Below are 24,259 nucleotides of genomic sequence, written 5' to 3'. Positions count from 1 at the left end.
ACTCGAATCGAAGAGAAAGCGACGAACACTGTGGGACCTCTGGATGGCGTACGAGTGGTCGAGATTGCGAGCCTGGCTCCGGCCCCGTTCGGGTGCATGATCCTGGCCGATATGGGGGCCGAGATCATCCGGGTCGACCGCGCGGGCGGACGTGCATCGGCAGGTCTCACCCCGCCTGCCGGGCCTCTCGATCGCGGGCGGCGCAGCATCGCGGTGGATTTGAAGGATCCTGCCGGGATCGAGGCGGTACGCACACTGGTGGCCACTGCGGACGTGTTCGTCGAAGGATTCCGGCCGGGGGTGGCCGAACGTCTCGGCATCGGACCTACCGAGCTGCTCGAGATCAACCCGCGGCTGGTGTACGGGCGCATGACCGGTTGGGGCCAGGACGGCCCGCTGGCCCCGCGGGCCGGCCATGACATCAACTACATCGCCGTGGCCGGGGCGTTGGAACCGATCGGGCGCGCCGGTGAGAGGCCCCACGCGCCGATGAATCTGGTCGGCGACTTCGGCGGCGGTGGGTTGATGCTCGCGCTCGGGATCGTCTCGGCACTGTTCGAGCGGGAGCGGTCCGGGCAGGGACAGGTCGTCGACGCTGCAATGGTGGACGGGGCAGCGTTGTTGACCACGTTCATGCACGGCATGCACGCCAGCGGCATGTGGGACGGCCCGCGGGGAACCAACGCCCTCGACGGTGGAGCGCCGTTCTACGACACCTACGAAACATCCGACGGTCTGTATATGGCCGTCGGATCGGTGGAGCCGCAGTTCTACGCGCAACTCCTCGACGCCCTGGGCGTGATTGCGGCCGAGATCCCCTCCCAGTTGGATGCCGCCGCATGGCCGGAGCTGAAGAAGCTGATCGCAAGCAAATTCGTGCAGAACACTCGCGCGCATTGGACGGAGGTGTTCGCAGACTCCGACGCCTGCGTCTCCCCCGTGCTGTCGCCATGGGAAGCGCACGAGCACCCGCACAACAAGGCTCGCGAAGCGTTCATCGAGGTCGGTGGGGTCGTGCAACCGGCACCGGCCCCCCGGTTCGACCGAACGGTCAACGCGGTTCCGGTCCCGATGGACGACGGCGGTCGCGACGTGACCGAGACGCTCACCCGCTGGGGTCTCGGGGCGGACACCGTGACCGCGATGACCTCCTCGGGCGCAGTCCGCTGACCGATACGTGCGATCAGCGATCGAGCCCGAGTACCGCGTCGCCGATGCAGGCGAGCTCGTGAACGAGTTCGCCTGCCGGTGTCGTGGTGAACCGATCGACCGCGATGTTGACGACCACGATGTTGACCACCGTGATCGCGGCGAGGACGGTTGCCCGCAGTTCCTCGGTATCGGTATCGGTACCGGGATGAACAGAGGCCAGAAGATGAACCCACTCGTCGACGTATTCGCGCTGCCTGGACCGCAGCTGGTGCCGCAACGGGTCGGTCAGACTCGCCGTTTCGTTGACCACGATGGTCACCAGAGCAGGATGATCGGTCATCGACTCGATGTACGACACCAACGACAGATGCACGCCGTGCGCCGCAGATTCCGCGTGTGCGAGCGCTTTGTTCAACCCGATGTCAAGCATGTCGGCACCCCGATTGAGTGCGGCGATGAGAATGTCGTCCTTCTTCGCGAAGTGGTTGTACACGCTCGGTCCGGCCATTCCGGCGGATTGCCCGATCTCGTCCATCGTCACAGCGTGGAAGCCGCGTTCGGCGAACAGTGTTGTCGCTTCACCCAGAAGGACTTCTCGCCGAGAGCGGCGCGTGTGCCGTGGCGGTGCGAGTGTCCTGACAGGGTCGACGCTCGGTTCCGGCTGATCGAAACGGACGTCGACGACCCTGCCGATGATCGTCTCGAGCAGTGACCGGTACCGCTCGCTGGGCACCTGTGCGCGGTGGTAGGAGGGACTGAGCAGGATTGCAATCACGGCATCGGCGAGGAGTCGGCACTCGTCTGCACTGGAGGCCGGCCTGTGAGCGGCGATCAACTCACCGACACGCTGCTGGCAGTATCGGCGGCGATCGCGAAGTTCGGTCCGTTGATGCTCGGGGAGATTGCGGGCCTCGCGTTGCCAGAGCACTCCGATGTCGCGGCGCGAGACTGCCAGCGTTACCAACGTCGACATCGTCGAGGCGAAGTCGGCAGTGTCGTCGGCGAGCGCGGCAACGAACCGATCGGAGCCTTCGAGTGTCAGTTCGGTGAGCATCGATTCCTTGTTGCGGAAGTGCTTGTACAGCGCTCCTGCTGTGATGCCCACCGCATCGGCGATCTCGGAGATGTTGGCGTTGCTGTATCCGACAGTGCCGAACTGAGCCGCAGCGGCCGTCAATATCTGGGCCCGACGGTCGCGGGGGCGGCGCGTACCGACTCCGGTGGACTTCACCTGCGCTGTACTCATTGCCCGCCGATCCGTTCCGAACATCCGATGGTGCCGATCCTAGTGATGTACCACGCGCACACCGCACTTCTCGTAACTCTCGACGCCGCACCGGGGCACGGCGTCCCGTCGCGTCGCCCCCTGGGATCAGGGCGCTGAGCTCGCGAAGCCGACAAGGCTGTAGAAGCTAATGAAAAATTACTTATTGCATTGAAAGCCACTACAGAACGATTTGCAACCTCTACTATTGCCAGTAGAAATTTACCGAGCAGGTATCGAAGGGGAAAGCGGCTATGCCAACGATCGGAAGCATGTTGACCGTCAGTGCGCAGCGGTGTCCGGACAGGACGGCGCTGGTGCTCGCATCGAGTAGGCGTACCTACCGAGAACTCGACGCCGAGGTCAATCGTGCAGCCCACGCACTGCACCGACTCGGGTTGAGCAAGGGAGATCGATTCGCCCTGATGGCCGGGAACTCCGATTGGTTCGTGATCGCGTTCTATGCCGCGGCAAAGCTCGGAGCCATCGTCGTACCCATCAACCCACGATCCGCTGGACCGGAACTGCGCTATCTCCTCGACGATTCAGGTGCATCGGTCCTGGCATTCGATGCAACCGTCTCGCAGGTGGTCACCGAGACCGTCGGTGACGCGAGCTCCCCGCTGCTCCTCGCGCTCGGACACGTGGAGGGGCACCGCAGTCTCGCGGACCTCGCCGCCGACGAGCCCGACTCCACACCCGAGGTCCTGGTCGACGAATCCGACGATGCGCTGATTCTCTACACCTCCGGAACTACAGGTCGCCCCAAAGGCGCTCTGTTCGACCATCATCGGACCATCTGGGTGGGTATTTCACTCACCAGCCTGTTCGGGCTCACCGAGGCGGACCGGCTGCTGCACGTCGCTCCGCTCTACCATGCAGCCGAGCTGACGATGATGCTCATTCCCGGCACGATGGTCGGCGCGACACATGTCGTACTCCCCGGCTTCGAGCCCACAGCAGTACTGGACGCGCTCGAGAGCGAGCGGATCACCGGCTTCTTCGGCGTGCCGACGATGTACCAGATGCTGCTCCGCCAACCCGACCTCGCCGACCGCGACCTCAGCGCATGGAGGACCGGAATCTTCGGTGCCGCACCGATGCCCGCTGACGCCGTCGGCCGCCTCCTCGACGCACTGCCGGCAGTGAACCTCTACCAAGCGTGCGGTCAGACCGAAGGTGGACCGGGCGGAATCTACAGCCGCCCGCACGAGGTACGGGCCAAGCCCTCCGCAAGCGGCCGATTCAGCCTGCTCAACACCGTCGTCCGAGTGGTCGACCCGGAGAACCGGGATGTGCCACGCGGGGAGACCGGGGAGCTGATCCTGCAGGGCGAGACCGTCATGAAGGGCTACTGGAACAAGCCGCGAGAGACCGCAGACGTCCTACGCGAGGGATGGCTGCACACCGGCGACCTCGCGCGAATCGACGACGACGGATACATCACGCTGGTCGACCGAATGAAGGACATGATCATCACCGGTGGCCGCAACGTCTACTCCGTCGAAGTCGAGAATGCTCTGGCCGGCACCCCCGGGGTTGCCGACTGCGCCGTCGTCGGCCGCAGCGACGCCGTGTACGGCGAAACCATCGTCGCCGTCGTCACCCCACTTCCCGGTTGCGACATCACGCTCGACGAACTCCGTGAGCACGCCGGAAAGCTGGTCTCCGACTACAAACTGCCGCGCGAGCTGGTCATCGCCGAGATCCCCCGCAACCCGTCCGGCAAGATCATGAAACACAAACTGCGCGACAAGCTTCAACACAGCGCAACGTCGTCAGGGCCAAGCCAACACCCCTGACGGCCGGCGTCGCTGCGATACACCCGCCACCGCCGACCGACTCGTGCAGCGCCTCGGCACTGCACGAGTCGCACGCAGCAGCGGAGCAACACCTCCGACACGACAGCATCGAGATAGTCAGTTCCACACAACAATCGGCAGCGCGGGGGCCTGCCGCCACAGACCGGACCGGTCCGGTCCGGCAACGAACAAGGACCGACATGACTGCACGCCCCCTCTCCGTCCTGCGACCGGTCTGCGCGATCGCTGTGGCCGTGGCCATCGCGGTGACATCGGCACCGACTGCCGCCGCCGCGCCGACCAGCCTTGCTTTCATCGAGCCTTACGACATGGGGCCCACCGCAGCGCCGAACGTCGAGACCACGTACGTCACTGTTTCGGCACCCCTCGGGCCCAGCGGCATAGCAATCCCCGATGCCTGCCAGAACCTGGGCTACCTCCGCGTCAAATCCGGTTCGGGCCCAGATGATCCGGAGAAGTCGGATGCAGTACTCATCACCCAACCGGGGGTGTACGAAGGCGCAGGAATGTTGGCACCGTTCGCCTCGAACACCGTGCGCGCAGCGGCCCTTCAGGGCCGCAACATCGAAGTGTGGGTCATAGACCGCCGAGCGAACTGTCTCGAAGACCCCACCGGGCTCGAGCGCGCAAAACAGAACAACGATCCAGATGCTGCAGCGCAGTACTACCTACAGGACAACGCGCGCATCGAAGCCCCCCTCGATCCTGACATCGCCGTGACGAGTCTGCTCGGCATCGAGCAAACTCTTCGCGACCAACAAGTCATCACCGACCAGCTCCCAGAGCAGTTCAGGTCGAGCAAACTCTTCTGCGGAGGACACTCCCTCGGAGCCCTCATCGCCGGGGCACAAGCCAATCGGCTCGACGTCAACGGAGCCCTCGCCGCACCCTGCGCCGGATACTTCTCCCTCGACTCTCGTTTCGCCACCACCGGCTCTGCATTGTTCGACGCCATCGACTCACTGGGCATCGGACTCAATGCCCTCACCCCCGCGACGGGCGTTCTACCGACGATCCCGCTGCTCAACCGCGCCCTGGGCTTGGCGGCGAGCATCGCTTCCGCTGCAGACCTTGCCCCCGATGCCGAGTCCACGATCGTGGGCACCATCCCCGACGACCTCCTCAACGAGCTACTTGCACAAGCGCTGATATCCCCCACCGTCGTCGACTTTCTCCGCGCCGAACCCGACATCTCCCGCACTCGAATCACCAACGCGGCGCTGCTGGGACTCGTGCTCGACGACAACACCCAACCACTGGGCTACTTACGCAGCAGCATCGGCGGATTCGGCACGCCCGCCGACCTCAAGAACCTCGTTCTCCCCGCCCAGCTGCCGCAGATCTACACCGGTCTCGTCGGCGGGAACACGATGGTCGCCCCCGTTGCCATCGACGGCCCAATCACCTGGCTGCCCTACGACCGCATCCCCACCAGCGGACTTCAGACCCGCGACGGCATCACGTACACCACTCCCGACAGCGAAGTCACCGACATACGACAACTGGCGAGCTTGATGGCGAACCCGGTAGTCGACGGCATCGAGTGGAACTTCCCCCTGCGACTACTGCTCGAACTGCTCGCTCTCAACTCCGGAGACCGCACAGCGGACCTGCAGAACTTCGCTCCCGTCCTGACCATGCCCGACCGCCCCATCCTCTACCTGGACGGCGCGGACTCCGGTTTCGCAGACGGGCTGCAGCAAGCAAACGCACCCACCGACGGTCGCACCATCGCGGTTACCGGCTACAACCACCTCGACGTGTGCACCGCCGCGTGGACGCAGACGCGGCCGGAACCGGTCAGCGCAGCGATCGTCGGCGAACTAATTGCGCCCACCTTGGACTGGTAGAACGACCGTAACGGTCAGATATGCCAGGGGTGACGCCGTCGCAGACAGGATAGGAAATATCGACAGCTCGGTCGGAGTCACCGATGATGGCCATGGACGGTACCGCGTTGCAGACGCTGAGCAGAAGGTCAGCTCTTGCTGCGACAGGAACAGGTGTGGCTTCGCCGGTCTCGACAGCGTGTGTGCGATTGTCTCGAATCACAGGCAAAGACTGCTGTTTGTCGAGTTGGCGCACCTCGTCTTGACCGAGCTCGCTCATCGTCTGCGCAAGCAACGCCCGAGCAACGACATAGCCGGCGGGAGCCGCACGGGTAGCGGATTGACCGTCTTATACGGTCGACGTTGACCGAATCGTAACGCGCCGCCAAGATCGGCGCGAGCGCTCACGGTCCGATGGTGCTGGATCAGTATGAGGAAGCGTCACCATGGCATTCAGGCACTGTGCCGCAACTAGTTTCATGAGGCAGGTTGCCCTGCAGCATATTCGTCAGTGCCCGCCTCTACAGTGTCGGGTGTGAGCGACAACCAGTGCGTGGCCACGGTGCCTGAGCGTGTGCTCGACGAGCTTGCGCAGGTGGTAATCGACAGGATCGATCAACTCCTCGATCGGGTGACCGATCGCGCTGTGGGCGCGCCGCCTCCGGGATCGGCGGCGTGGGAGTTGGAGTGGAGTGCCCGAGACACTGTGATCGGACGTGCGCGCGTGGCCGAAAGATCGCGTGTACGAGAGGAATTGGCGCGCCGCGCGTGCGCCGAACTCGGCATCGCCGAAGGTTCCGCACCGGCGGTGCCGGCTCGGCACGCTCCCCCGGTACGACCCCTCCGGACGAAGCCCGGACGTGTCCGCGTCGACGAGGCGCAGCTGACCTTCTTCTGAACCTGCCGCTCGAACTCTTTTCCCCGATGGGTGCAGGCGTACGACCCCGCTGCTGTCCTGCGGCACCCGTTTACCGACGCACGGTGCGTTTCTTGGTGCCTGCGGTGGATTTGCGGTCCTCGAACTTCAGCTTGAATCCAAATGTCTTGCTGCCCTGGTACGTACCTGCGGCCAGTGCGCCTCGGGCCCGGTACGTCTTACCTGTCTTGCTCGTGGCGTCGAATTCGATGGTCTCCCCGGCCAATAGCTTCTCCAGTTCCTGATCGGTGAAGTCCTTACCCCGCCAGTGTTCGTTGGCACCCCATCCGCGACCTTTGAACGTCACCGGCTTGCCTTTCCACACTCCACTGACCAGATCGGTCCGAGGTGCACGCTCCTCGAATCGAGGGTTGAAGCTCACGTGTGGGTACTGCTTGCCGTCTTTCTCCCTCACGCCTGGTTCGAGCTTTCCCGTGCAGGTGAACGTCTTTCCCGACTTCGCGCTCGTCGAGACGATCTCGATGACCCGGCCGGCGAGCAGTGCCGCTGCTTCGGTGTCGGTGAACCGGTGGCCGCCGAAGACCCGCTTGGCGCGGGTCACGACCGTGCCTGCGTGGGTGAAATGCAGCTCCGGTGGCAGCTCGATCATCTCCATCGCTTCTCGGGTCACCCCGGCCTTGCCCATCCGTGCGGTGAGCTCGCCGGACAACGTCCTCGCATTCGCCGTCATCGTCGCGAGGTCGCGGCGCACCAGATCCGCCACGAGGGAAAGATAGTCGGCTGCCTTGCCGGTTCCGGCCTCGATCTGCGCCATCTGCTCGAAGACCTGCTCGGTGATCGTCAGATCCCCGATGTGCGTGCCCGGCAGGATCCGATGGTTGAGTTCACCGATCGCGCTGAGGGTGATCTTGCCGCGCTTCTCGATCATCAAGGCCTTGCCGCCCGAGTTGTTCGTGACCTCGGCATAGGTGCTTGTCCGGGTCGCGCCGGTACCTACGCTCCGCTTCTCGAGCTGTTTCATCAACCATCCCATCGTCGGATGCGGCGGCCGCGGCGGGAAGCCCTCGTGGACGAACGGGTCCGCGATAGTACCCAACGCCGTCGCACCAGTGGGTTGCTCGTCGCGCTCGCCGCCGTCCTCCTCCTCGACGACGAACACACCTTTCCATCCGAGCACTGCGGGCACATTCAGCGAGCCGACGAAGCTCGGGTACTTCTCGACGTGGCCGCGATGCTGGTCGTACTCGTAATCGGGGGCGAGCATCGTCAGGTAGTTCTTCGCGAGGAGCTCGTAGATCTCCCGACCCAGCTCGCCGTAGGCCTTCTCCACTGCCGCGAGGCTCGGCGGTACGTTGGGCCCCGGACGGTTGGCACCGTGCGCGCCACCGGACTTGACGTGGCTCGTACGTGGGCCGCGATGGCTCAGCGCCGCCGGATCCACGCCCACCACACCGGCGATCGCGTCGACCGATGGAAGCAGCTCGTTGAACTGCTCGATCGAGATGAACTTGTCCTCGGTACGCGGGTAGGACACCACCTGCGCCTCGTACATCTTCTGATAGGTGTCGAGAACGTTCTTCGCCCCGAAGCCCTTCTTCGCGAGCAGTGACGACAGTCCGGCCAGGTCCATCAGTTTCGGCGGTCCCGTTTTCTTGCGTGTGGTCCCGTCGTGGACGACCGGTGACGACTGAAGGCCGCCGGGAACATCGTTCTCGTTCTCGAATCGATCGACCTCGGGGTCGGTGTACGTCACGCCGTTCTCGTCCCGAAACCGGTTCTCGTAGAACGCCTTCTTGACGTATCCGTGGTGCGCGTCGAGCCCGTCACCGACGATCACGACCATCGCGGACTTGAGCCGCCCGTTACGCAGTACCGTGCTCGCCCCGGTCGTCTTGGTCGCAACTCTGGTGAACTGCATCGAGAGCATGTCCCACTTCGACCGGAAGTCGGCCTTGCGGTAGTCGCCCTCGGCAGCGATCGCCGTGACCGGGCGACGGGCTGTGAAGGCCTTACGCAGCGATGCCGGTGTCTCGTCCAGGAACTCCATGCGTTCGAGCTTCTTGTTCTCGAGGCCCAGGTACTCCACGATCTCCCAGCCCAGCAGTGAGCCTTCACCTGTCGGATCGAGATCGGCTGCATTGCAGACGCTCTCGCACTCCGAGAGCACTGTCTTGAGGTCCTGCAGCAAGCTTTTCGCGTCCGGATCGGTGACCAGCTTGCCGCCGGACACCCGGCGCCGGATCTCTCGCTCCCAGCGGAAGTCGTCGGCGTTCCACGGGAGATATTCGAGCTCCCAGCTCTTGTACTTGTCGGTGAGAGGCGCGGGCACCATCGCGGAAGGGTCTTTCAACTCCAGCAGGTGGCCGCGAGCGTGGACGATGACGTACTCCGTGCCTGCGAACGTGCCACTCATACCGCCCAGTGCGGCGGCGAAGTTGCGAGCTGCGGAGGGCTTTTCGGTGAGGATTCCGACTTTTCCCATGACAATAGATCCTTCTCTGCGGTGCGTGCGGCGTGTGGACAGCGAGGGTGTTGCCGGTGGCCGGTCGGGCTAGAGGCCTGCGCTGACGAGGCGATAGTTCGCGACCTTCCAGCCGTCAGCGGTGCGTTCGAGGTCGACGGCTCCGGTGTAGCCGGTGAACGGGGTGATCTCACCGCTGCGGTGTTGGACGACGCGGTCGATGACGACAGCCACGGTGGACTGGTTGTCACCGTCCATCTCGGCGGCTGTGCCGTCGGCGTAGACGCTGGTGTCCGGTCGAGCGACGGCGGTGACGACGTCTCCGCTGCGTGCCCATGCCGACCACTCCGGGATCGGCTGCGGGGCTGGATCGGGTGGCGTGGCGGCGGCGGTGGCCATCGATCCGGTCACGTTGTCGCGCTGGGCGTGCAGGGCATCCCACGGTGAATCCTGCACTGCCGGTTGCCAGGTGAACACACCGGACATCACCGACGTCGCGACGCCGACCGGGTCGGTGGCCGACGGGTCGATGGCGATCCCGGCGTCCGTGCCCGGTGGTGGCGGTGTGTCCGAACCGCGGAACACGAACACGACCAGAGCGGCAATGGCGACCACCCCGACGAGACCGAGACACGCGAACACGATGCCTGCTCTTCGGCTCATCTCGTGTGCTCCTGCGAGTCGGAGTCGTTCGCTGACTCAGCGTCGGTGTCGCAGATCTGGCCCAGCGCAGCGGCTTTGGCGATGACTTCGAGCCAATCGACGATCGGTGCATCCGCCTGGCGGTTGTGGAGGATCTGTGCCATATCTGTGCTCCTTGGTCTGTGATGGTGCCAGTGTCCTGGTGGCCACCGACAACAAATGTGGTTGTGTGCCGCGCTAGCCGACGGTGGGGACTCCTGCTCCGGCGACAACGCTCACCGTCCAGATCGCCCACATGACGAGCGCGGTCGCCGCCACGTGGATGGCTTTGCGGAGCGCAGTGACAGTCCAGTTCTGCGCTCGCGCAGAGGCGTCGGCGACAGCGATGAGGCTGCCTATGGTCATCGCCGCGGTGACGGCAATGACGGCCCACCAACCATGCGCGAGAACGTCGCTGGTCGCCGCGGCGCGGCCGCTGTCCTCGATCGTGGTGATCATCGACTCCAGGATCAATCGGGCGACGGGAACAGCCCACACCGTCCATACGATGACCGAGGTCAGAGCAAGGGCTGTCAGTGCTCGATGCCGATCGTGGGACGTCAGGTGGTGGCTGGTGCGTGTCGGCGCGGTGCTCATGAGTGGGCCTTTCCGTCGAGCATTGGTCGGTGGCGGCTATCGGGCCAGGTCGTAGTCGGATGCGGTGGCGGTGATGGTGGTGACGTAGTTCTGGGTCTCCGAGTAGGGCGGGACGCCGCCGAACTGTTGGACCGCTCCTGGGCCGGCGTTGTATCCGGCGAGCATCAGCTCCACGGGATCGCCGGTGATAGAGCCGGATTCGATACCCGGCCGTAGGGTGTCGGCGACCGAGCAGTTGTAGCGTCCCTGCGCCATGACGGCATCGCCGATGTCGTTGGGATCGCCCTCCCCCGCAGCTCCGGTGACCACGCCCTGATCGTCGACGGGGAAACCGAACGACGCCCACGTTCCGGGGAGGAACTGCGCATACCCTTCGGCCCCGGCCGGGCTGGTCAGACCCGGTGTGAAGCCGGATTCCTGTTTGAGCTGAGCGGCGAGGATCGCGGGAGAGACTTCGCGGCACTGAGCGGACGACAGAGCGAGCCACGGCTCGAACTCGGGAGGGATCTGGCCGGCGGCGAGATCTCCGTGATCACCGAGACCGGCACCGGGTGCGGTGGTGCAGTTCCCGGTCGCCTTCGCTGCGGATCCGCCGCCGCCGGGGACGGGCCCGTAGGTCTGCCCGGGTGCCGGTGCGCCGTGGCCGACGGTGGTGACGTGGACGTGGTCGAAGTGGTTCTGGGTGGGAGATCCCCTGTCCTCCATGGTGTTCGGTTCACCTTGGGAGGGGATGTATTCCTGTCGCCAGATCATGTATTCGATCTGGAGGTAGTCGCGGTTGCTCCACAGGTAGTCCTTGACCTGGTCGCCGAGTGCTTTGCCTTCCTCGGAGGGCCAGTTGTCGATCATGATGTCCGCGGCCCGGCCGGAGGGGTGGTCGTCGAATCCCCCACCGTCGGCGCGCCACCCACCTATGGTGGTGATCTGCGGGAACTTCGCGTGCACAGCGCGGGCGACGCGGACCGTGTCGACCTGGAAGTGCTCCTCGGAGCCGACATTGGCGGGCAGTGCTGCCATCTCGGCGGAGCCGCCGGTCGACGGTGCGGGGGTTGTCGGGGTGCTCGTCGACGGGAGTGGGCTCTGGCCGGTCGCTCCGGTGCCGGGGTCGGCGGCGGCGTCGTAGAAGGGTTGCGGGTCGATCGCGTTGCCCGGTGCCCAGCCGCCGGGGTGGTACTCGAAGTGCAGGTGCGCGCCGGTCGACTGTCCGTTGTTGCCGATGTCGGCGATGTGCTGACCGGCGGTGACGCGGTCCCCGACCTTCACCAGCACACCGTCGGGGAACATGTGGCCGTAGACGGTGGAGACGACCGCGCCGTCGATGTTGTGATCGAGCACGATCCACATGCCGAACCCGTCGGCGGGTCCGGCTTTCGAGACGACGCCGTCGGCGTAGGCGTAGATCGGTGTCCCGACCGGACCTGCCAGGTCGATGCCGTTGTGGTTGGTGCCCCATCGCGTCCCGAACGGGCTCGACACGGTCGATTCGGTGGTCTTGACCGGCTTGGAGAACGACCCGGCCGGAACCCCGCCTGCAGCAGAGGAAATGCCCTTCCCGGGAAGACAATCGGTCGGCACTTCCTCGCGCACACCGGTGGTGACGAACAGGACCACGAACAGTGACAGTGCGAGCACCACAGCGAGGGCGATCGCGCCGCCTTTTTTCACAACGCCGCCGCCGCCGAAATCGACTCCGCGACGATCGATCGCGGGGCGTGGGCGGCCAAACGCTCGGTGAGGGAACGGTTCTCCGACCGCAGTCGGGTGATCTCCTCCTCGGCGGCACGAAGTCGTGCGGTCACCTCGTCCGCTGCGGGGCGACGCGAGGGCCCGTACTTGTCCTTGATCCACCGGGCCACGGTGTTCTCGTGTGCCCCGATCGAGACAGCCAAGGCGGCAACGCATTCGGCGCGGGAGGAGTAGTTGTGTCGCGACTTCTCGTATTGATCGAGCGCCCACGCGCGGGTCTGCGCCGGGTATTCGGCGCGGGGGTACTCGGCGGTCATCACTGCGCTCCGACCAGTGCCGTGTCGTGCGCGTAATGGGCGTCGTCGGTATCGGCGGCGTGGTGCTGGCCGCCGGCGAAGTACTCGGCGAAGCGGGCGTTGGTGTCGTGGACTCCGGTGTCGTATTCGACGTCGGTGAGCACCGTCTGGATGGGGATGCCGGGGGTGTTGTCCTTGGCGACCTTGATCAGGAACTTCCCGCGCCCGATCGGGTTGCGGACGGTGCGCCGTTCGGACCCGCGTAGCGCTGCCCCGCGCGACCAGGAGGTGACCATCCCTGCTTCGGCGTCGGTGAACTTCAGCTCCCCGGACAGGCGCTCGACCTCGCCGATCGGCAGTCCCCCGCACACGACCATGCCGGCGCGGTCGATGAAGCCCTTCGCGGTCTTGATGTCGGCTTCGGTGGGCAGGGTTTCGAGGTCACGGCCGGTGTGGGTGATCATCAGCAGCCCGGTCGCGTCGGTGCGGTTGAGGCGGGTGATCTCGTTGACGCGGGCGACCATGCCCGGTCCGGCACCGATGACCTGCCACAGCTCGTCGAGTGCCATCAGGAACAGGCGTTGGCGGTCCAGGCCTGCGTCGGCGAGCAGGTGTGCAGCTTCGACGGTGCCGTAGGCGTCGGCCCAGCAGGAGAGCATCACGGCCGCTTTGAGGGTGGTGTCTCCCCGGTCGAGGGATGAGACGTCGATGCAGATCATCGGTGCGTCGAGGTCGATCGGTTCGGTGGTGTGGTCGGCGAAGATGTCTCCGAGTGGGCCTGAGGTCAGTGCACCGAGGGCTTGCATCAGTTCGGTGATGGCTTCGCGGTAGCCCTCGCGATCGGTCTTGTAGGCCGCTTGGAGCATGTCTGCCGAGCCGGCGTCGATGCGGGTGTAGAGGTCTTTGAGCAGCGGCGGGTGGGTGTAGGAGAATCCGCCGTCGGCGTACAGCTCGCGCAGCGCGATACCGATCAGGGAGTTCTCGAAGGCTTTCACCGAGTGGGTGTCGTAGCGGATCAGCTCGACCAGGGCGCAGACGGCGTTGATCTGGCGGGTGGAGATGGTGATGGTGGCGACGTCGATCAGCTCGTCGAGCTCGGCGATGCGATCGGGGTCGGTTTCTGCGTTGCGGGCGGCGATCGCGCGGACGACGGCCTGCCCGAGGGCTCCGGCGGCGAGGGGGTTGAGATGTCCACCGCCGTGGCCGAGGGTGATCACCTGCCCGCCGACCAGGTGGGTGAGCTTTACGTACTCGCCTTTGATGTCGCCGGCGACGATCGGGGTCTGCCCCCATCCGCACGCCCCGAGGAGGATCTTGCGGATCAGCGTCGACTTCCCCAGGCCGGGCAGGGACAGAACGAACATCGACGGGTTTCCGATGAGCTTGTCGCGGAAGTACGCGAACGGATCGCAGGAGACGGCGTTGCCGGTGATGGCGTGCTGACCGACGATGGTGCCCGCCGAGGGTGCGGCCGCGCCGATCGCCCACGGGTTGAGCCCGCACATCTGCACCGAGGTCGCTTCGTACTCGATCGGGGCCGGGACGGTCGACATCCGGCCACCACCGGCTCCTTTGAGGCCGCGTGCGCTCGACGACAGTGCTGCGCGCCACCAGGGGTCTCCCGCTGCCTCGTGGACGGCTTGTTCGGCCCGTGGGTGGTCGTTGCGCCACCGGGTCAGCCCGAGGCCGCGCCGGGAAAGAGCGGAGGGCTCTTCGGCGTCGCCGGTGGCGATGAGGGCGGCGAGCTCGGCGTAGTCGGTGTCGCCGATGATCCACCGCACGAACGCCGACGGCTGCGGCGTTGACGTCTCGTACAGGTCGGGCTCGTCGGACCTGGCCTCGTCGTACCGAGGGTCGTAGTCCCTGCGCGGGCGGTGGTCGGTCGTCGTCATCGTGAGTGTCTCTTTTCTCGGGCAGGGGTGGGCCGGATGCGGTCGGCGGCGCTCTAGCTGCGGCGCACGAGGATCGAAGTGGAGATCTGATCGGGCAGGAGCACTCCGACGCCGAGACCGGCGGCGAACGCGGCGTCCTGGAAGGCGAACGCACGCCGCAGTCGCAGGCGGGAGCGGGCAGCGAGTGATTCGGTGACGGCGGCCGCGTTCGCAATTTCTTCGACCGATCCGACGGTGATCGTCAGCAGTGCCGAATAGCGTTCGTATCCGGCTCCGGAGACCATCTCGCGGCGGGCCTGCTCGGCGATCTCGTGGCGCTTCTCCGACCCGGCGGAGGTGATCTTGTTGCCGCGAGAGTTGATCGCGTGCAGGGCGTCTCGGTGTTGCTTGTCGACCTTCTTCGCGGCATCCCCGGCGGTGTAGGGGCGGTAGACGAGCGTCAATCGCTTACGGGGGATGTCGTCGTGCGGCTGCAGCAGCGGTTTGAGGACGGTGTCGGTGAACACCGATTCCGGCGGTGCAGCCATCTCCCACACGACCGAGACACCGCCGTCGTGGCGGTAGTGACCCCACTCTGTCTTCGCGCGTCCCGGTCCGGCGTCGTCCCAGTCCACGCCATGCTCTTCGCCGGAGATTTCGAGTTCCTCGAAGTCGTTCTCGGTCGAGGGGTTGTAGGAGCGGTGCACGGCCGCGGTGATCTCGGCGGCGGTCATCGGCTGGGCGTCGATCCCGGCACCGGAGAGCGACTCGTACAGATCCGGCAGACGGCGGGCCAGTTCGGTGGCCATCTCTTCGGGGTCCTTCTGGCGTTCGCGGGTGGTGGCGCGGAAGGTGATCGACAGCCGTGCCAGGGTGCGGTGGCGACCCGAGGGCATCCGGACGGCGGACTGCTCGACGAACGACGCAGCCAGCGGCGGTGCGGTGGGGACGAGTTCGTGTTCGGCGCGCCGTGCCAGGCGCAGGCCCGTGGCAGGGATGTTCTCCACCACCACCACAGCTCCGACGATGTCGCCGGGTAGTCCGAGGTCGGCGAGGTAGACGCCCCAGTCTGCGGTGTAGAGGTCTTTGTCGCGCTGGACGATCGCTTCGTCACCGCCCGGGAGGGCATCGAATACGACGGTGTAGCGGTGATCGTCGGGGTTGTGGATCATCCCGAACTCGTTGCCGTGACGGTCGATTCCCATGTAGACCTTGGTGCGGGCGAGCAGGCCAGGGAGCTTGTAGCGGCCACCAGGGATCCTCGAGTGCGGTCCGGCGTGGTACTCCGTGGACTTGTCGATGTGCTTACGCCGCATCCATTGCATTCTCAGTTGTCCTGTCTCGTAAAGGGTTCGGCCGTTCGGGGCGATGACCAGAGGGGTGAGGATGAGCGCGCCGACACCCATCAGAGCCAGTCCAACGACGACGTGGACGAAGATCAGGACTGCGAACGAGACCGCGAAAAACCCTGCACCGTAGGCAATGACCTTCGTCGGCAGGCCAAACGCGAACGTGCTCTGCGGCCGGTTACCTGCCGAATAGATCGGCGGCTCGTACGGGGCTTCGAGCTGCGCGCTCATCGTTGAATCCGTCCGTGGTAGTTGCCGACTGCGCCTTCAGCGGCCGAGCCGAGAGTGGTCGAGGCCGAGCCTGCGGTGCGGCCTACGGTGCCCGCAGCTTTGAGTGCCCCTGCTGCGCCGCGCAGGGTTGCCGAGGTACCGGTGCGGCCGGCCGATGCAGCGGCCGTTCCGACTCTGCGGGCTGCGCCCATCGGCCCGGACGATGCGCCCGCGTGCGAGGGACTCGCTCCACCGTTGTAGCGGCCCTGGAAACCGGGAGACGAACGTGCGCCGGTACCGGCCGCACCCGAAGACCCGCCCTTGCCGCCACCCGAGGATCCGCCGACGGAGTTCGCGACCGAGCCGAGGGCACGCGATGCAGCCATCCCACCGGCACCCATCACCGCCCCGCCTGCTGCGCCGAGCTGACCGACCTCCCTGCCACCGGCGGAGATGGTGTCCGCTGCGGGAGCGACGATCTTGATCAAGGTGGGTAGGGAGAACCCGATTATCGCCAGGAGGACGGAGCCGATGATGACGGTGGCGATCTGATCCGAGCTCGACGCCGACGACGCCCAGAACGCGAACAGGTACAGCAGCGTCGCGACCGGTTTGAACAGCAACGCGCCGAGAGTGAAGGCAATCATCGACTTGTAGGAGCTGCGCCCGGTGCCGGTGGCCGACGCGGCAGCGGCGAGCGGGATCACGGCCACGACGACGCACAGCACCGCCTCACGGATCAACAGTGCGATCAATTGGGCGACCGACCCGAGGAATGCGAACCCAGCGCAGGCGAGCGCGAGGATCGGGCCGAGGCCGGTCTTGTCGTCGAACGCGGTGATGGCAGTGATCTTCTCGTTCAGGTCTCCGCCGACGAACTTCTCCAGCGCGTATGCAGAGGCGATGTCGCCGCCTTGATGGAACATCAACACCAGAATCGGCAGCAGTGACACGGTGACGACGGTGCGCACCAACATGGTCGCGGTCTCGGTGGCCCCTTCCATCACCGCTTGTTTGCGGGCGATCGCGAGCTTGATCATCGCAATCACGATCGAGGCGAACAAGGCGACCACGGTGAATCCGGAGATGATGTTGCGCAGGCCCGACATGGCGTTCTCGGCGGCGAGGCCCGGAATGCCCGAGGACATCCAGAACGTCATCACCGACCGGAATGCTTGGGTGTTGCCTTCCATCACCGATTTGGCGAAGTCCCCGACCGGGTCACCCCAGAATGTCGAGAGTGTGGAGTCGACGGCGGTGGAGAACGCGTCGCCGGGGTGATCGGTGAACGCGTTGTCCAGGCACAGTGCCTCGTCCATGAAGCCGCCCACGGCGGTTCCCTCGAGTGCGTCGTTGAGCCAACCGTCACCGAGGACCGGCGAGCCTTCGGCAACGCACTCGCGGCGTTGTTGCTGGAAGTCGTTGCCGTCGGCGTCGGGGTTGATCTGCTCGGTCAGATTCGGTGTGGGTGCCGGTGTCGGATCTTGGGCGTGGGCGAGTCCGCTGGCCCCGACTACCGCGATCAGTGAGAGCAGTGCGATGACGACAGCGCGGGCGGCGAAGGCCGCTGTGCGGGTCACAGTGCCCACCGGGTGAAACCATCGAGCGAGCTGTACGGGCCGCCAGTAGTGGCACCGTCGAGTTTGCTGACCTTCCAGGTGCCACCATCCCACGCCATATTCAGGCGCAGTCCTGTGTAGGTCGGGTTCTGCATCCGTCTACCGGCGTCATCGACATCGCGGATCTGAGCGAGCTCGACGACGGCGAAACTGTCCGTGCAGGAGAGGATCTTGAACGCCATGGGTGCCCGCAATGCCACAGTCTCGGTGTTGACCGGTTTCGCGAGTTCTGCTTCTTTCTTCTCCTGGGTACCGATCTTCTCGTCAGGTATCAGGGTGAGCTTCTCCGTGGATTCGACAGCCACGGGTCCGCCCGCGAGGCCGCGGGGTAGGAAGTTAGCGGCGGCCAGTGCCGCGCCTTGCGGGGTGCGGGTGTAGCCGGCGAGGACCAGGCCGTCGATGTACGACGGACCATCCGTCTCGGAGTACAGGGTCGAGACACCGAAGTTGCGTTGGATCATCATCGACTCCGGGGACGTCACCGGTCGGCCGTCATTCGTGCATTCGACACGCGGCCCGGTCGGCTCACGCTGCGGCAATGGTTGGCCGGCAGGGTTGTTCGGGACCATCACAGTGCGCCCGGACAGGTCCGCGTCGGGAACACCGAACCCTTCCGCGCCGGTGTCGAGCTCGGAGCCACCGGTGGCAGGTGCTGCTGTCGTCGGCGGTGGACCAGCGGTCGTCGGCGGGGTGTCGTCGTCGTTCATGTTCGGGATGACGAAGACGATCGCGCCGACGACCGCGACGACGACGAATACGGCGAGGCCGATGAGGAGTTTGCGTGTCAGGGCGCTCATCAGTTGTGCTCCAACGTGGTGAAGCCGTCGAGCGAGTCCAGCTCGACCGCATCGATGTTCTCTTCGGTGGTCGGCAGGACAATGCGCCAGTCGTCGGCGATCCACTGCAGAGCAACGGGGTAGGCGTAGAGCTGGTCGTCGCCGCCGATGGTTTGAGCCACCGACACCGCCGCCGAGAGTGGGTTGTCCGTGTAGTCGGTGACCTCGAACCCGACGAACCTCGGTGCAGCGTCGGCCGGAACGGATCCGGAAACGGTGACGGCGGCGCGTGCGGCCGCGAACTCGTCACGTCCGGGCCCGGGTGCGGTGACGGTGTTGACCACCTCCGGCCATGCCCGGTCGTCGGCGACGGCGAGTGCTGTCTGGCCGATGATGGCGGCCAGGACCGCACCTTGCGGGGTCTGGGAGTAGCCGCTGCGGTTCACCGACGTCCCGGTGGCGGGCCCGTCGACCCGCGATGTCGGCACCGATACCCCTGCGATCTCGCGCCAGGTCAGCTCGGCCGGAGCGGAGCGGAGGTCCGGTGCCGGATTGACCGCCCCGGTGGCCGGGTTGTCGTCGTTGTCGGATCCGCACGCAGCGAGAACGAGGACGGTCGCTGCGGCTGCGGCGATCCGGAGTGTGCGCGAGACGGTCATCGAGAGATGCCTTTCGGTTGAATTCGGTGCGTTTGCAGTAGGATTGGACTCAGGCGAGGACGGCTTGGGCGATGCCGGATGCGGAGCCGATGATCGCAGCGCAGATCAGGATGCGAGCCAGGGTGGCGTCCTCGACCATCTGCGTGCCGGTGGATTTGCGTTGGTTGACGAACACCGCCCCGCACACGAACAGCGCTGCGATGCAGGCGATGATGGCGAACCACAGCAGCCACGACAAGCCGGTCATGATCGGCTGCCACACCTCGTCGGGCCACTCGACCGGTGAGGTCGGTGGTTGCGCGAGCACGACGGTGTTCATGTCATCGCCGCCGTGACCACTGTATTCGCCACTCCAGCAACGAATCCGAGCAGAATCGACACATACAGCAGTCCGATGGCCCGCTGGTTGGCCTGACACCAGCGGCCCCTGAATTGGTCGTACGCAAGCTCACCGCCGCCAACCATGACTCCGACAATCGAGGCAATGATCAGACCCCACAGAGTCCAGTTCACGATGGTCATAGGACGAGCATGTTGACCAGGCCTGCGGCACCACCGATGACGATGGACCCGAACAGTCCGCCGACGAGTTTGCCGGTCGCATTGCCGCCTTGGCCTCCGCCGGAGATTTTCTCGTACGCGAGCATCGCGCCACAGATCATGATCCCGGCGACGGCAGCGATGATGCAGCCCCACATCAGCCAGGACAGCAGGGTCAAGATCTTGTCCCCGGTAGGGCCGTCCGGTGCTTGGGGGCTGACATCGCCGATGTTCTGCGCGAGGAACGTGGTCGTCGATGCGGTGAGGCTGGCAATCATGGTGTTCTCCTTGGGTGTTGGTTGAGAGGGTGCGGTTCAGTGGCCTGACGCATTGCGGGCGGCGGTGAAGATCTCCCGCCCGATCGCGGCGAGTTCGTGGTGTGGGCTGGTCGTCGAGGGGGCCAGTGCCCGCATCCGGCCGGGTGGCGGTGGGTCGGGTTCGGTGGGTGTCCAGATCGCGAGTTCGTTCTGTCTGTGGGTGCGCAGATCCTCGACGTACGGGACTCGCCACACCGCTGGTGCTGCGGAGGCGACGACGTCCGCCCATCGGCGCAGGGTCTTGGGGAGTGGGCCGGGGGCGTCAGGTACCAGGACCAGTCCGAGGAGAGTGCAGTCGCCGACGAGGCCGGCCTGAGCTTGCAGGAGAAGGTCGTGGGCAGCGTCGAGGCCGGCGCGGTCGGTGCGGCAGACGACGACGACATTGCGGTGCCGGTCGGCTGCGGGCCAGCCCCGGCGAGCATCGCCCGCCGGGGCCCAGATCTGAGCGAGGGTGCCTGCGCCGGAGCGCCCGTGAGCGGCGAGGAGCCACATCACGGGCGGGCGACCGCTGACCGCGACCGGGTCGTCGTGAATCGGTGCTCGGCGTGAGGGCGGCGGTATCCGCAGCCCGGCCGGGGTGACCGACACGTCGTCGTCTCGGTAGTAGTCATGGTGCTCAGCTGGTTGTGCGGCCATGTCGGGCGCACCTCCTTCTCCGGCGTTCTCGGTCACCGAGTGGTGGTTGGTGAGACGGTGGTCGGCACAGCGGCAGAAGCAGAGGGGGTCGTCGTGGTGGCCGCTGTGGTCGTTGTGGCGGTGCCGGTGGCTCCGACGGTGGCGTGGGCGGCGAGGATGCTCCCGGCGCTGCGGACGGTGTCGGTGGTGGCGAACAGCGCCGCACCTTGTTTGATCACTGCCCCGACCTTGTCGGCGAGAGACTGATCGCCGGTCAGGTCAGCGGCGAGGGCGACGATCCATCGCACGGTCAGCTCGACGGGGGTCTCACCTTGGGATCCGACCGGAACACTGTCGTAGGAGCCGTGTTTGGTGGCGGTGTTCCAGTACGAGGTGTCGGTGACGAGCTGCGCGAGACCGGCGTTCTCGTCGATGGTGTTCGACACTTCCTTGAACGCGACGTCGACGGCCGAATCGATCGTCGCCGGGGGTACGAGCTTGACCGCCGAGGACAGCACCTTGGTGGCGAGTATGCCGAGGGCTGCGGGTGGGTTGGTGAGCCCGACGGTGGCGAGCTGGCCGATGGTCTCGGGGGTGATGACGTCCTTGGCGACGGTGATCGCCGCGCCGATGGCCATGCCGGCGATCTTGGTGACCGCACCGACCGCTTCGTCGATCATCTCGTCGGTCGAGGTGGCGGAGGGGTCGGAGTACTTCGCCATCTTCGACAGCACTGTTTCCGAGGACGAGTTGACCTCGAATCGTCCTGCCTTGGAGTCGAAGTCGATGTTGTCGTTGATCACCGACGCGCCGGTCATCAGGGCAGTTCGACCGACGGCGGTGGAGACGTCGGTGAGGATCCGGACGGGGTCGCGGGTGTCCATCGAGGACTGTCCGGCAATGGAGGCAACGAGCTTGGCGGCGGGGGCGTCGATGGGGGTGTCACACGCGAGATCGCCTGCGGTGCAGTACGAGGCGACCCGGTCCGAGACTGCTCCGAATCCTGCGATCTTCGGTGTCGGTGCGATACCGCCGCCTGCGGGGGCGGCTGCGGCGACGGCCGGGGCAAGTTGGACGGTGTCCACTGCTGCGCCGCTCGTTCCCGGTGCCGGGGCAGGAGTAGAGCCGCCGCCGGCGATGACGTCTTCGCCTTCGGCTCGGGTGGGGTCGGAGAACAGTGCTGCGCCGGCGAAGTGGTCGGCGTCGACGGGGCCGTATCCTGCTCCGATGTCGCGGGTGACTTGGGAGGCGACCTCGCCGCCCTGGGAGTAGCCGGAGAGGAAGACCTTGGTGCCGGGGCAGCGTGCTGCGATGTCGGAGATCATCTTGGTGGTGTTCTCGACGCCGATGTCGACGGACTGGGCGTAGGGAACGGCGGAGCGATCGCCGGGCTTGCCACCGAAACTCGCCGGGTACGGGACGTAGCTGCGTTCGAGAGCGGGCCCGTCACCGGAGTTCGCATCACGCATCGCCGGAACGGTCAACCGGGAGAAGAAACCGGAATCGGCGTCGGGAGAGGAGTTCTCGTCGATCTCGGTGGTGCCGGGGACGACGACGAGATGCAGCACCGGGCAGTCGCCGTCGGTGCTGGATTGGCTCGTAGTCGCCGATCCGGACGGGGTGGGTGTGGCGGAGGGCTGCGCGGCCGCGACGCCGCTGGCGGAGACCGCGACCGTCATCGCGGCGGTGGCGGCGAGCAGGCGCGGAGTGAGGCGACGAACCTGGTCGATGGTTGTGTGCACGGCTTCTCTCTTCTTCAGTGGGGTCCAGCGGATGTGCCTGGTCATAGGGGGTCAGCGCGGGACGATGGCGGAGATGAGCGTCGTGCCGTCCTGCGTCTTGGTGGTGGTGATCCGTTGGCGGCTCATACGGCCGTCGATGCCGGGGCCGCGTTCGACGACGGTGACGTCGTAGATCCCCGCGTCGACCGGATCAGCGAGCACGCAGAACTCGATGTCGGGTTCGAGCTGGTCGATGCCTGTCTGGAGGCGCTGTGCGGACGCCATCACCGCATCCGGTGCCCCTGCGGCGCGGGCGGCGACCCCGTCGCGGTCGAAGTAGAAGGCCTTCTCGAACCGCCAGATCGCCACTGCGCCTGGATCGTCGCTGTCTTCGGTGACCGGGTCACCGTCGGCTTGCCCCCGGCACCAGGTGACATCGGCTGCGGCGGCACCGGCCGCTGCGGGTGCGGTCGAGGTCGGAGCCGTTGTGGTGGTGAGGATCTCGTCGGGCAGCAGTGCGGCAGGGGCTTGCGGTTCGTCACCGACGCCGGTGAGGACCAGAGCTGCTCCCAAGCCTCCTCCGACCAGAACCGCGAGTGCAGTCGTGACGGCGACAGCGGAGCGGTGACGTCGCCACCAGGACTGCGAAGGTGTGGGCGCGGTGTAGGGGCCTCCAGCGCGAAGTAGAGAGGTCCGTTCGTCGAAGGAGCCGTATGCATCCGTTGGCTGGGATGCGGGGCCACGGTCAGGGTGGTCCACAGCGATGTCGTCGGTAGGGTGCTCGACGAACCAGTCGTCGTCCGGATCGACATCGGCGGCCTGGTGCTCTGCCAGGACCGTCAGTCTGCGTTCGGATGGATACTCGGACGCCGCTGCGGCGGTGTCGGTCTCGGCAACGACCGGGTCGGCGAACCAGTCGTCGGTGCCGTCGTCAACGCCGGTGTCGGTGGTGCGGTCTCGAGGTGCCACAACAGGCCTTTCCGAGGGTCGAGGTGAGGAACGAACGGGGTCGAACCTTCGGGTGCAGCCCGGCCACCAGCAGTGGTCGGGCTGCACCCGGACATCAGACCGCGATGTTCAGTCCTGCAAGTGCTGCTTTCGCCTGGTCGAGAACGGGAGGGACGGCGGTGTTCACCGCGGCTACCGTGTCAGCGACGGCGGGCTGCTCGAGCACCGTCGAGGAGAACTGCTGAACCTGCTCGTAGGCGGGTTCGGTCCATACCGGTGCAGCACTGATTGCCTGCCCGATGGTGGTGTCGACCGTGTCCTGGGTACCGGAGGCCTCGACAAGCAGCGGCGCAGCAGAGACCGCTGGAACGCTCACCGGGGCCGGGGCCGGGAGCGGGGCAGGCTCTTCGATGATTTGCTGCTCGCCGCCGAGCACGGTGGCACCGAGGATGCCGCCGATGGCAGCGCCGGTGCCGGTCAGGCCCAGCACGATCGGTGCCGACAGGGCAGCACCGACGCCTGCTCCTGCGAGGGCGGCCGCACCGGGAACGAAGATGTACCCCACCGGTCCGGCCCAGATGACCGCGGGTGTGGCTACGGTCGTCGCCGCCAATCCGAGCGCGCCACCGATAGCGGCACCGGTGCCGGTGATCACGGCGGCCGGGGCTACGGAGGCGGCGAGGCCGACAGCGCCACCGGTCAATACACCGGTGGCGGTGCCGGCGGCGATGCGGTCGGCGCGGGGTGCGTCGGCGAAGCCGTTGTCCACGAGCCAGTTTCCGCCGTCGGCTTGGATGGCGGCTCCGGTGTTGTTGAACTGTTCCACCAGGTTCGGGTCGAGCAGGTTCGGGTCGTACGGGACGAGCTCGCCGCCGACGAGGACGTAGCCCTCGGGTGCGTCGATCGGTGCAATGACCGGGACTGTCTGAATAACGGTTGATCCGGTCCTTGGTTCGACACGCCGAGCT

Annotated in this window: 23 protein-coding genes; 4 read left to right on the top strand and 19 right to left on the bottom strand. The window is 66.0% G+C overall.

What is annotated here, in order from left to right:
* Positions 1 to 30 precede the first annotated feature (30 nt).
* Complete coding sequence (locus tag QM590_RS23510) at positions 31 to 1,170, top strand: CaiB/BaiF CoA transferase family protein (protein WP_243597284.1); 1,140 nt, start codon at positions 31 to 33, stop codon at positions 1,168 to 1,170.
* A 13-nt stretch (positions 1,171 to 1,183) separates the two neighbouring features.
* On the opposite strand, the gene QM590_RS23505 is transcribed toward QM590_RS23510, so the two are convergent.
* Entirely contained in the window at positions 1,184 to 2,398 is a 1,215-nt protein-coding gene (locus QM590_RS23505; RefSeq protein WP_243597285.1) for a TetR/AcrR family transcriptional regulator, read from the bottom strand.
* A gap of 290 nt (positions 2,399 to 2,688) precedes the next feature.
* On the opposite strand from QM590_RS23505, the gene QM590_RS23500 reads away from it, so the two are divergent.
* From QM590_RS23500 to QM590_RS23490, 3 genes are all read left to right on the top strand, one after another.
* A complete protein-coding gene (locus tag QM590_RS23500; protein WP_243597286.1) occupies positions 2,689 to 4,218 on the top strand; it encodes a class I adenylate-forming enzyme family protein in 1,530 nt (509 codons plus the stop codon).
* Positions 4,219 to 4,418: 200 nt separating this feature from the next.
* Complete coding sequence (locus tag QM590_RS23495; RefSeq protein WP_243597287.1) at positions 4,419 to 6,089, top strand: hypothetical protein; 1,671 nt, start codon at positions 4,419 to 4,421, stop codon at positions 6,087 to 6,089.
* 514 nt (positions 6,090 to 6,603) lie between these two features.
* On the top strand, positions 6,604 to 6,966 hold the full coding sequence (locus tag QM590_RS23490) for a hypothetical protein (RefSeq protein WP_243597288.1): 363 nt from the start codon (positions 6,604 to 6,606) through the stop codon (positions 6,964 to 6,966).
* A 70-nt stretch (positions 6,967 to 7,036) separates the two neighbouring features.
* Here QM590_RS23490 and QM590_RS23485 read toward each other — a convergent pair whose 3' ends face one another.
* From QM590_RS23485 to QM590_RS23400, 18 genes are all read right to left on the bottom strand, one after another.
* Complete coding sequence (locus tag QM590_RS23485) at positions 7,037 to 9,427, bottom strand: DNA topoisomerase III (protein ID WP_243610837.1); 2,391 nt, start codon at positions 9,425 to 9,427, stop codon at positions 7,037 to 7,039.
* Positions 9,428 to 9,496: 69 nt separating this feature from the next.
* Positions 9,497 to 10,069 (bottom strand): hypothetical protein, encoded by a 573-nt coding sequence (locus QM590_RS23480; RefSeq protein ID WP_243610838.1) that lies wholly within the window; start codon positions 10,067 to 10,069, stop codon positions 9,497 to 9,499.
* Positions 10,066 to 10,212, bottom strand: coding sequence for a hypothetical protein (locus QM590_RS23475; protein ID WP_243597291.1), 147 nt, complete (start codon positions 10,210 to 10,212; stop codon positions 10,066 to 10,068). Before QM590_RS23475 ends, QM590_RS23480 begins: the two co-directional genes overlap by 4 nt.
* Positions 10,213 to 10,285: 73 nt before the next feature.
* Entirely contained in the window at positions 10,286 to 10,684 is a 399-nt protein-coding gene (locus tag QM590_RS23470; RefSeq protein WP_243610839.1) for a hypothetical protein, read from the bottom strand.
* 36 nt (positions 10,685 to 10,720) lie between these two features.
* The gene (locus QM590_RS23465; protein WP_243610840.1) at positions 10,721 to 12,349 is read right to left on the bottom strand and encodes a M23 family metallopeptidase; all 1,629 of its coding nucleotides are present in this window, start codon (positions 12,347 to 12,349) and stop codon (positions 10,721 to 10,723) included.
* Positions 12,346 to 12,687: a transposase gene (locus QM590_RS23460; RefSeq protein ID WP_243610841.1), complete on the bottom strand. Its 342-nt coding sequence runs from the start codon at positions 12,685 to 12,687 to the stop codon at positions 12,346 to 12,348. Before QM590_RS23460 ends, QM590_RS23465 begins: the two co-directional genes overlap by 4 nt.
* Positions 12,687 to 14,558, bottom strand: coding sequence for a putative type IV secretion/conjugal transfer ATPase (locus tag QM590_RS23455; RefSeq protein ID WP_243610842.1), 1,872 nt, complete (start codon positions 14,556 to 14,558; stop codon positions 12,687 to 12,689). The genes QM590_RS23460 and QM590_RS23455 overlap by 1 nt, the downstream gene beginning before the upstream one ends.
* A gap of 53 nt (positions 14,559 to 14,611) precedes the next feature.
* Positions 14,612 to 16,117 (bottom strand): SCO6880 family protein, encoded by a 1,506-nt coding sequence (locus tag QM590_RS23450; protein ID WP_068426425.1) that lies wholly within the window; start codon positions 16,115 to 16,117, stop codon positions 14,612 to 14,614.
* Entirely contained in the window at positions 16,114 to 17,676 is a 1,563-nt protein-coding gene (locus QM590_RS23445; RefSeq protein WP_269596584.1) for a hypothetical protein, read from the bottom strand. Before QM590_RS23445 ends, QM590_RS23450 begins: the two co-directional genes overlap by 4 nt.
* Positions 17,673 to 18,512 carry a DUF8175 domain-containg protein gene (locus QM590_RS23440; protein WP_243597297.1) on the bottom strand — a complete coding sequence of 280 codons (840 nt, stop codon included), beginning with the start codon at positions 18,510 to 18,512 and terminating at the stop codon, positions 17,673 to 17,675. The genes QM590_RS23445 and QM590_RS23440 overlap by 4 nt, the downstream gene beginning before the upstream one ends.
* Positions 18,512 to 19,150, bottom strand: a complete 639-nt coding sequence (locus QM590_RS23435; protein ID WP_243597298.1) for a DUF8175 domain-containg protein — start codon at positions 19,148 to 19,150, stop codon at positions 18,512 to 18,514. Before QM590_RS23435 ends, QM590_RS23440 begins: the two co-directional genes overlap by 1 nt.
* Before the next feature lie 49 nt (positions 19,151 to 19,199).
* Entirely contained in the window at positions 19,200 to 19,469 is a 270-nt protein-coding gene (locus tag QM590_RS23430; protein WP_243597299.1) for a hypothetical protein, read from the bottom strand.
* Entirely contained in the window at positions 19,466 to 19,672 is a 207-nt protein-coding gene (locus tag QM590_RS23425) for a hypothetical protein (RefSeq protein ID WP_032386870.1), read from the bottom strand. Before QM590_RS23425 ends, QM590_RS23430 begins: the two co-directional genes overlap by 4 nt.
* A complete protein-coding gene (locus QM590_RS23420; RefSeq protein WP_051364808.1) occupies positions 19,669 to 19,968 on the bottom strand; it encodes a hypothetical protein in 300 nt (99 codons plus the stop codon). Before QM590_RS23420 ends, QM590_RS23425 begins: the two co-directional genes overlap by 4 nt.
* A gap of 36 nt (positions 19,969 to 20,004) precedes the next feature.
* Positions 20,005 to 20,643, bottom strand: a complete 639-nt coding sequence (locus QM590_RS23415; protein WP_243597300.1) for a DUF6668 family protein — start codon at positions 20,641 to 20,643, stop codon at positions 20,005 to 20,007.
* 32 nt (positions 20,644 to 20,675) lie between these two features.
* Positions 20,676 to 22,364 carry a cutinase family protein gene (locus tag QM590_RS23410; RefSeq protein WP_269596585.1) on the bottom strand — a complete coding sequence of 563 codons (1,689 nt, stop codon included), beginning with the start codon at positions 22,362 to 22,364 and terminating at the stop codon, positions 20,676 to 20,678.
* Between the two features lie 51 nt (positions 22,365 to 22,415).
* Positions 22,416 to 23,312 carry a DUF8176 domain-containing protein gene (locus QM590_RS23405; protein ID WP_243597302.1) on the bottom strand — a complete coding sequence of 299 codons (897 nt, stop codon included), beginning with the start codon at positions 23,310 to 23,312 and terminating at the stop codon, positions 22,416 to 22,418.
* A gap of 94 nt (positions 23,313 to 23,406) precedes the next feature.
* Positions 23,407 to 24,259: hypothetical protein (locus QM590_RS23400; protein WP_269596586.1), on the bottom strand; the 853-nt coding region annotated here is incomplete at its 5' end.

Source organism: Rhodococcus sp. IEGM 1372 (assembly GCF_030056835.1).
In the GTDB taxonomy this organism is placed as follows: Bacteria; Actinomycetota; Actinomycetes; order Mycobacteriales; family Mycobacteriaceae; genus Rhodococcoides.
This window is presented reverse-complemented; position numbering and strand designations above follow the sequence as displayed.

What these genes read in the sequence shown, in the direction of transcription:
- QM590_RS23475 (WP_243597291.1), bottom strand. Translation starts at nt 10,212, where the DNA reads ATGGCACAGATCCTCCACAACCGCCAGGCGGATGCACCGATCGTCGAT.
- QM590_RS23485 (WP_243610837.1), bottom strand. Translation starts at nt 9,427, where the DNA reads ATGGGAAAAGTCGGAATCCTCACCGAAAAGCCCTCCGCAGCTCGCAAC.
- QM590_RS23420 (WP_051364808.1), bottom strand. Translation starts at nt 19,968, where the DNA reads ATGATTGCCAGCCTCACCGCATCGACGACCACGTTCCTCGCGCAGAAC.
- QM590_RS23455 (WP_243610842.1), bottom strand. Translation starts at nt 14,558, where the DNA reads ATGACGACGACCGACCACCGCCCGCGCAGGGACTACGACCCTCGGTAC.
- QM590_RS23440 (WP_243597297.1), bottom strand. Translation starts at nt 18,512, where the DNA reads ATGAGCGCCCTGACACGCAAACTCCTCATCGGCCTCGCCGTATTCGTC.
- QM590_RS23495 (WP_243597287.1), top strand. Translation starts at nt 4,419, where the DNA reads ATGACTGCACGCCCCCTCTCCGTCCTGCGACCGGTCTGCGCGATCGCT.
- QM590_RS23505 (WP_243597285.1), bottom strand. Translation starts at nt 2,398, where the DNA reads ATGAGTACAGCGCAGGTGAAGTCCACCGGAGTCGGTACGCGCCGCCCC.
- QM590_RS23470 (WP_243610839.1), bottom strand. Translation starts at nt 10,684, where the DNA reads ATGAGCACCGCGCCGACACGCACCAGCCACCACCTGACGTCCCACGAT.
- QM590_RS23480 (WP_243610838.1), bottom strand. Translation starts at nt 10,069, where the DNA reads ATGAGCCGAAGAGCAGGCATCGTGTTCGCGTGTCTCGGTCTCGTCGGG.
- QM590_RS23460 (WP_243610841.1), bottom strand. Translation starts at nt 12,687, where the DNA reads ATGACCGCCGAGTACCCCCGCGCCGAATACCCGGCGCAGACCCGCGCG.
- QM590_RS23425 (WP_032386870.1), bottom strand. Translation starts at nt 19,672, where the DNA reads ATGACCATCGTGAACTGGACTCTGTGGGGTCTGATCATTGCCTCGATT.
- QM590_RS23430 (WP_243597299.1), bottom strand. Translation starts at nt 19,469, where the DNA reads ATGAACACCGTCGTGCTCGCGCAACCACCGACCTCACCGGTCGAGTGG.
- QM590_RS23415 (WP_243597300.1), bottom strand. Translation starts at nt 20,643, where the DNA reads ATGGCCGCACAACCAGCTGAGCACCATGACTACTACCGAGACGACGAC.
- QM590_RS23450 (WP_068426425.1), bottom strand. Translation starts at nt 16,117, where the DNA reads ATGAGCGCGCAGCTCGAAGCCCCGTACGAGCCGCCGATCTATTCGGCA.
- QM590_RS23500 (WP_243597286.1), top strand. Translation starts at nt 2,689, where the DNA reads ATGTTGACCGTCAGTGCGCAGCGGTGTCCGGACAGGACGGCGCTGGTG.
- QM590_RS23435 (WP_243597298.1), bottom strand. Translation starts at nt 19,150, where the DNA reads ATGACCGTCTCGCGCACACTCCGGATCGCCGCAGCCGCAGCGACCGTC.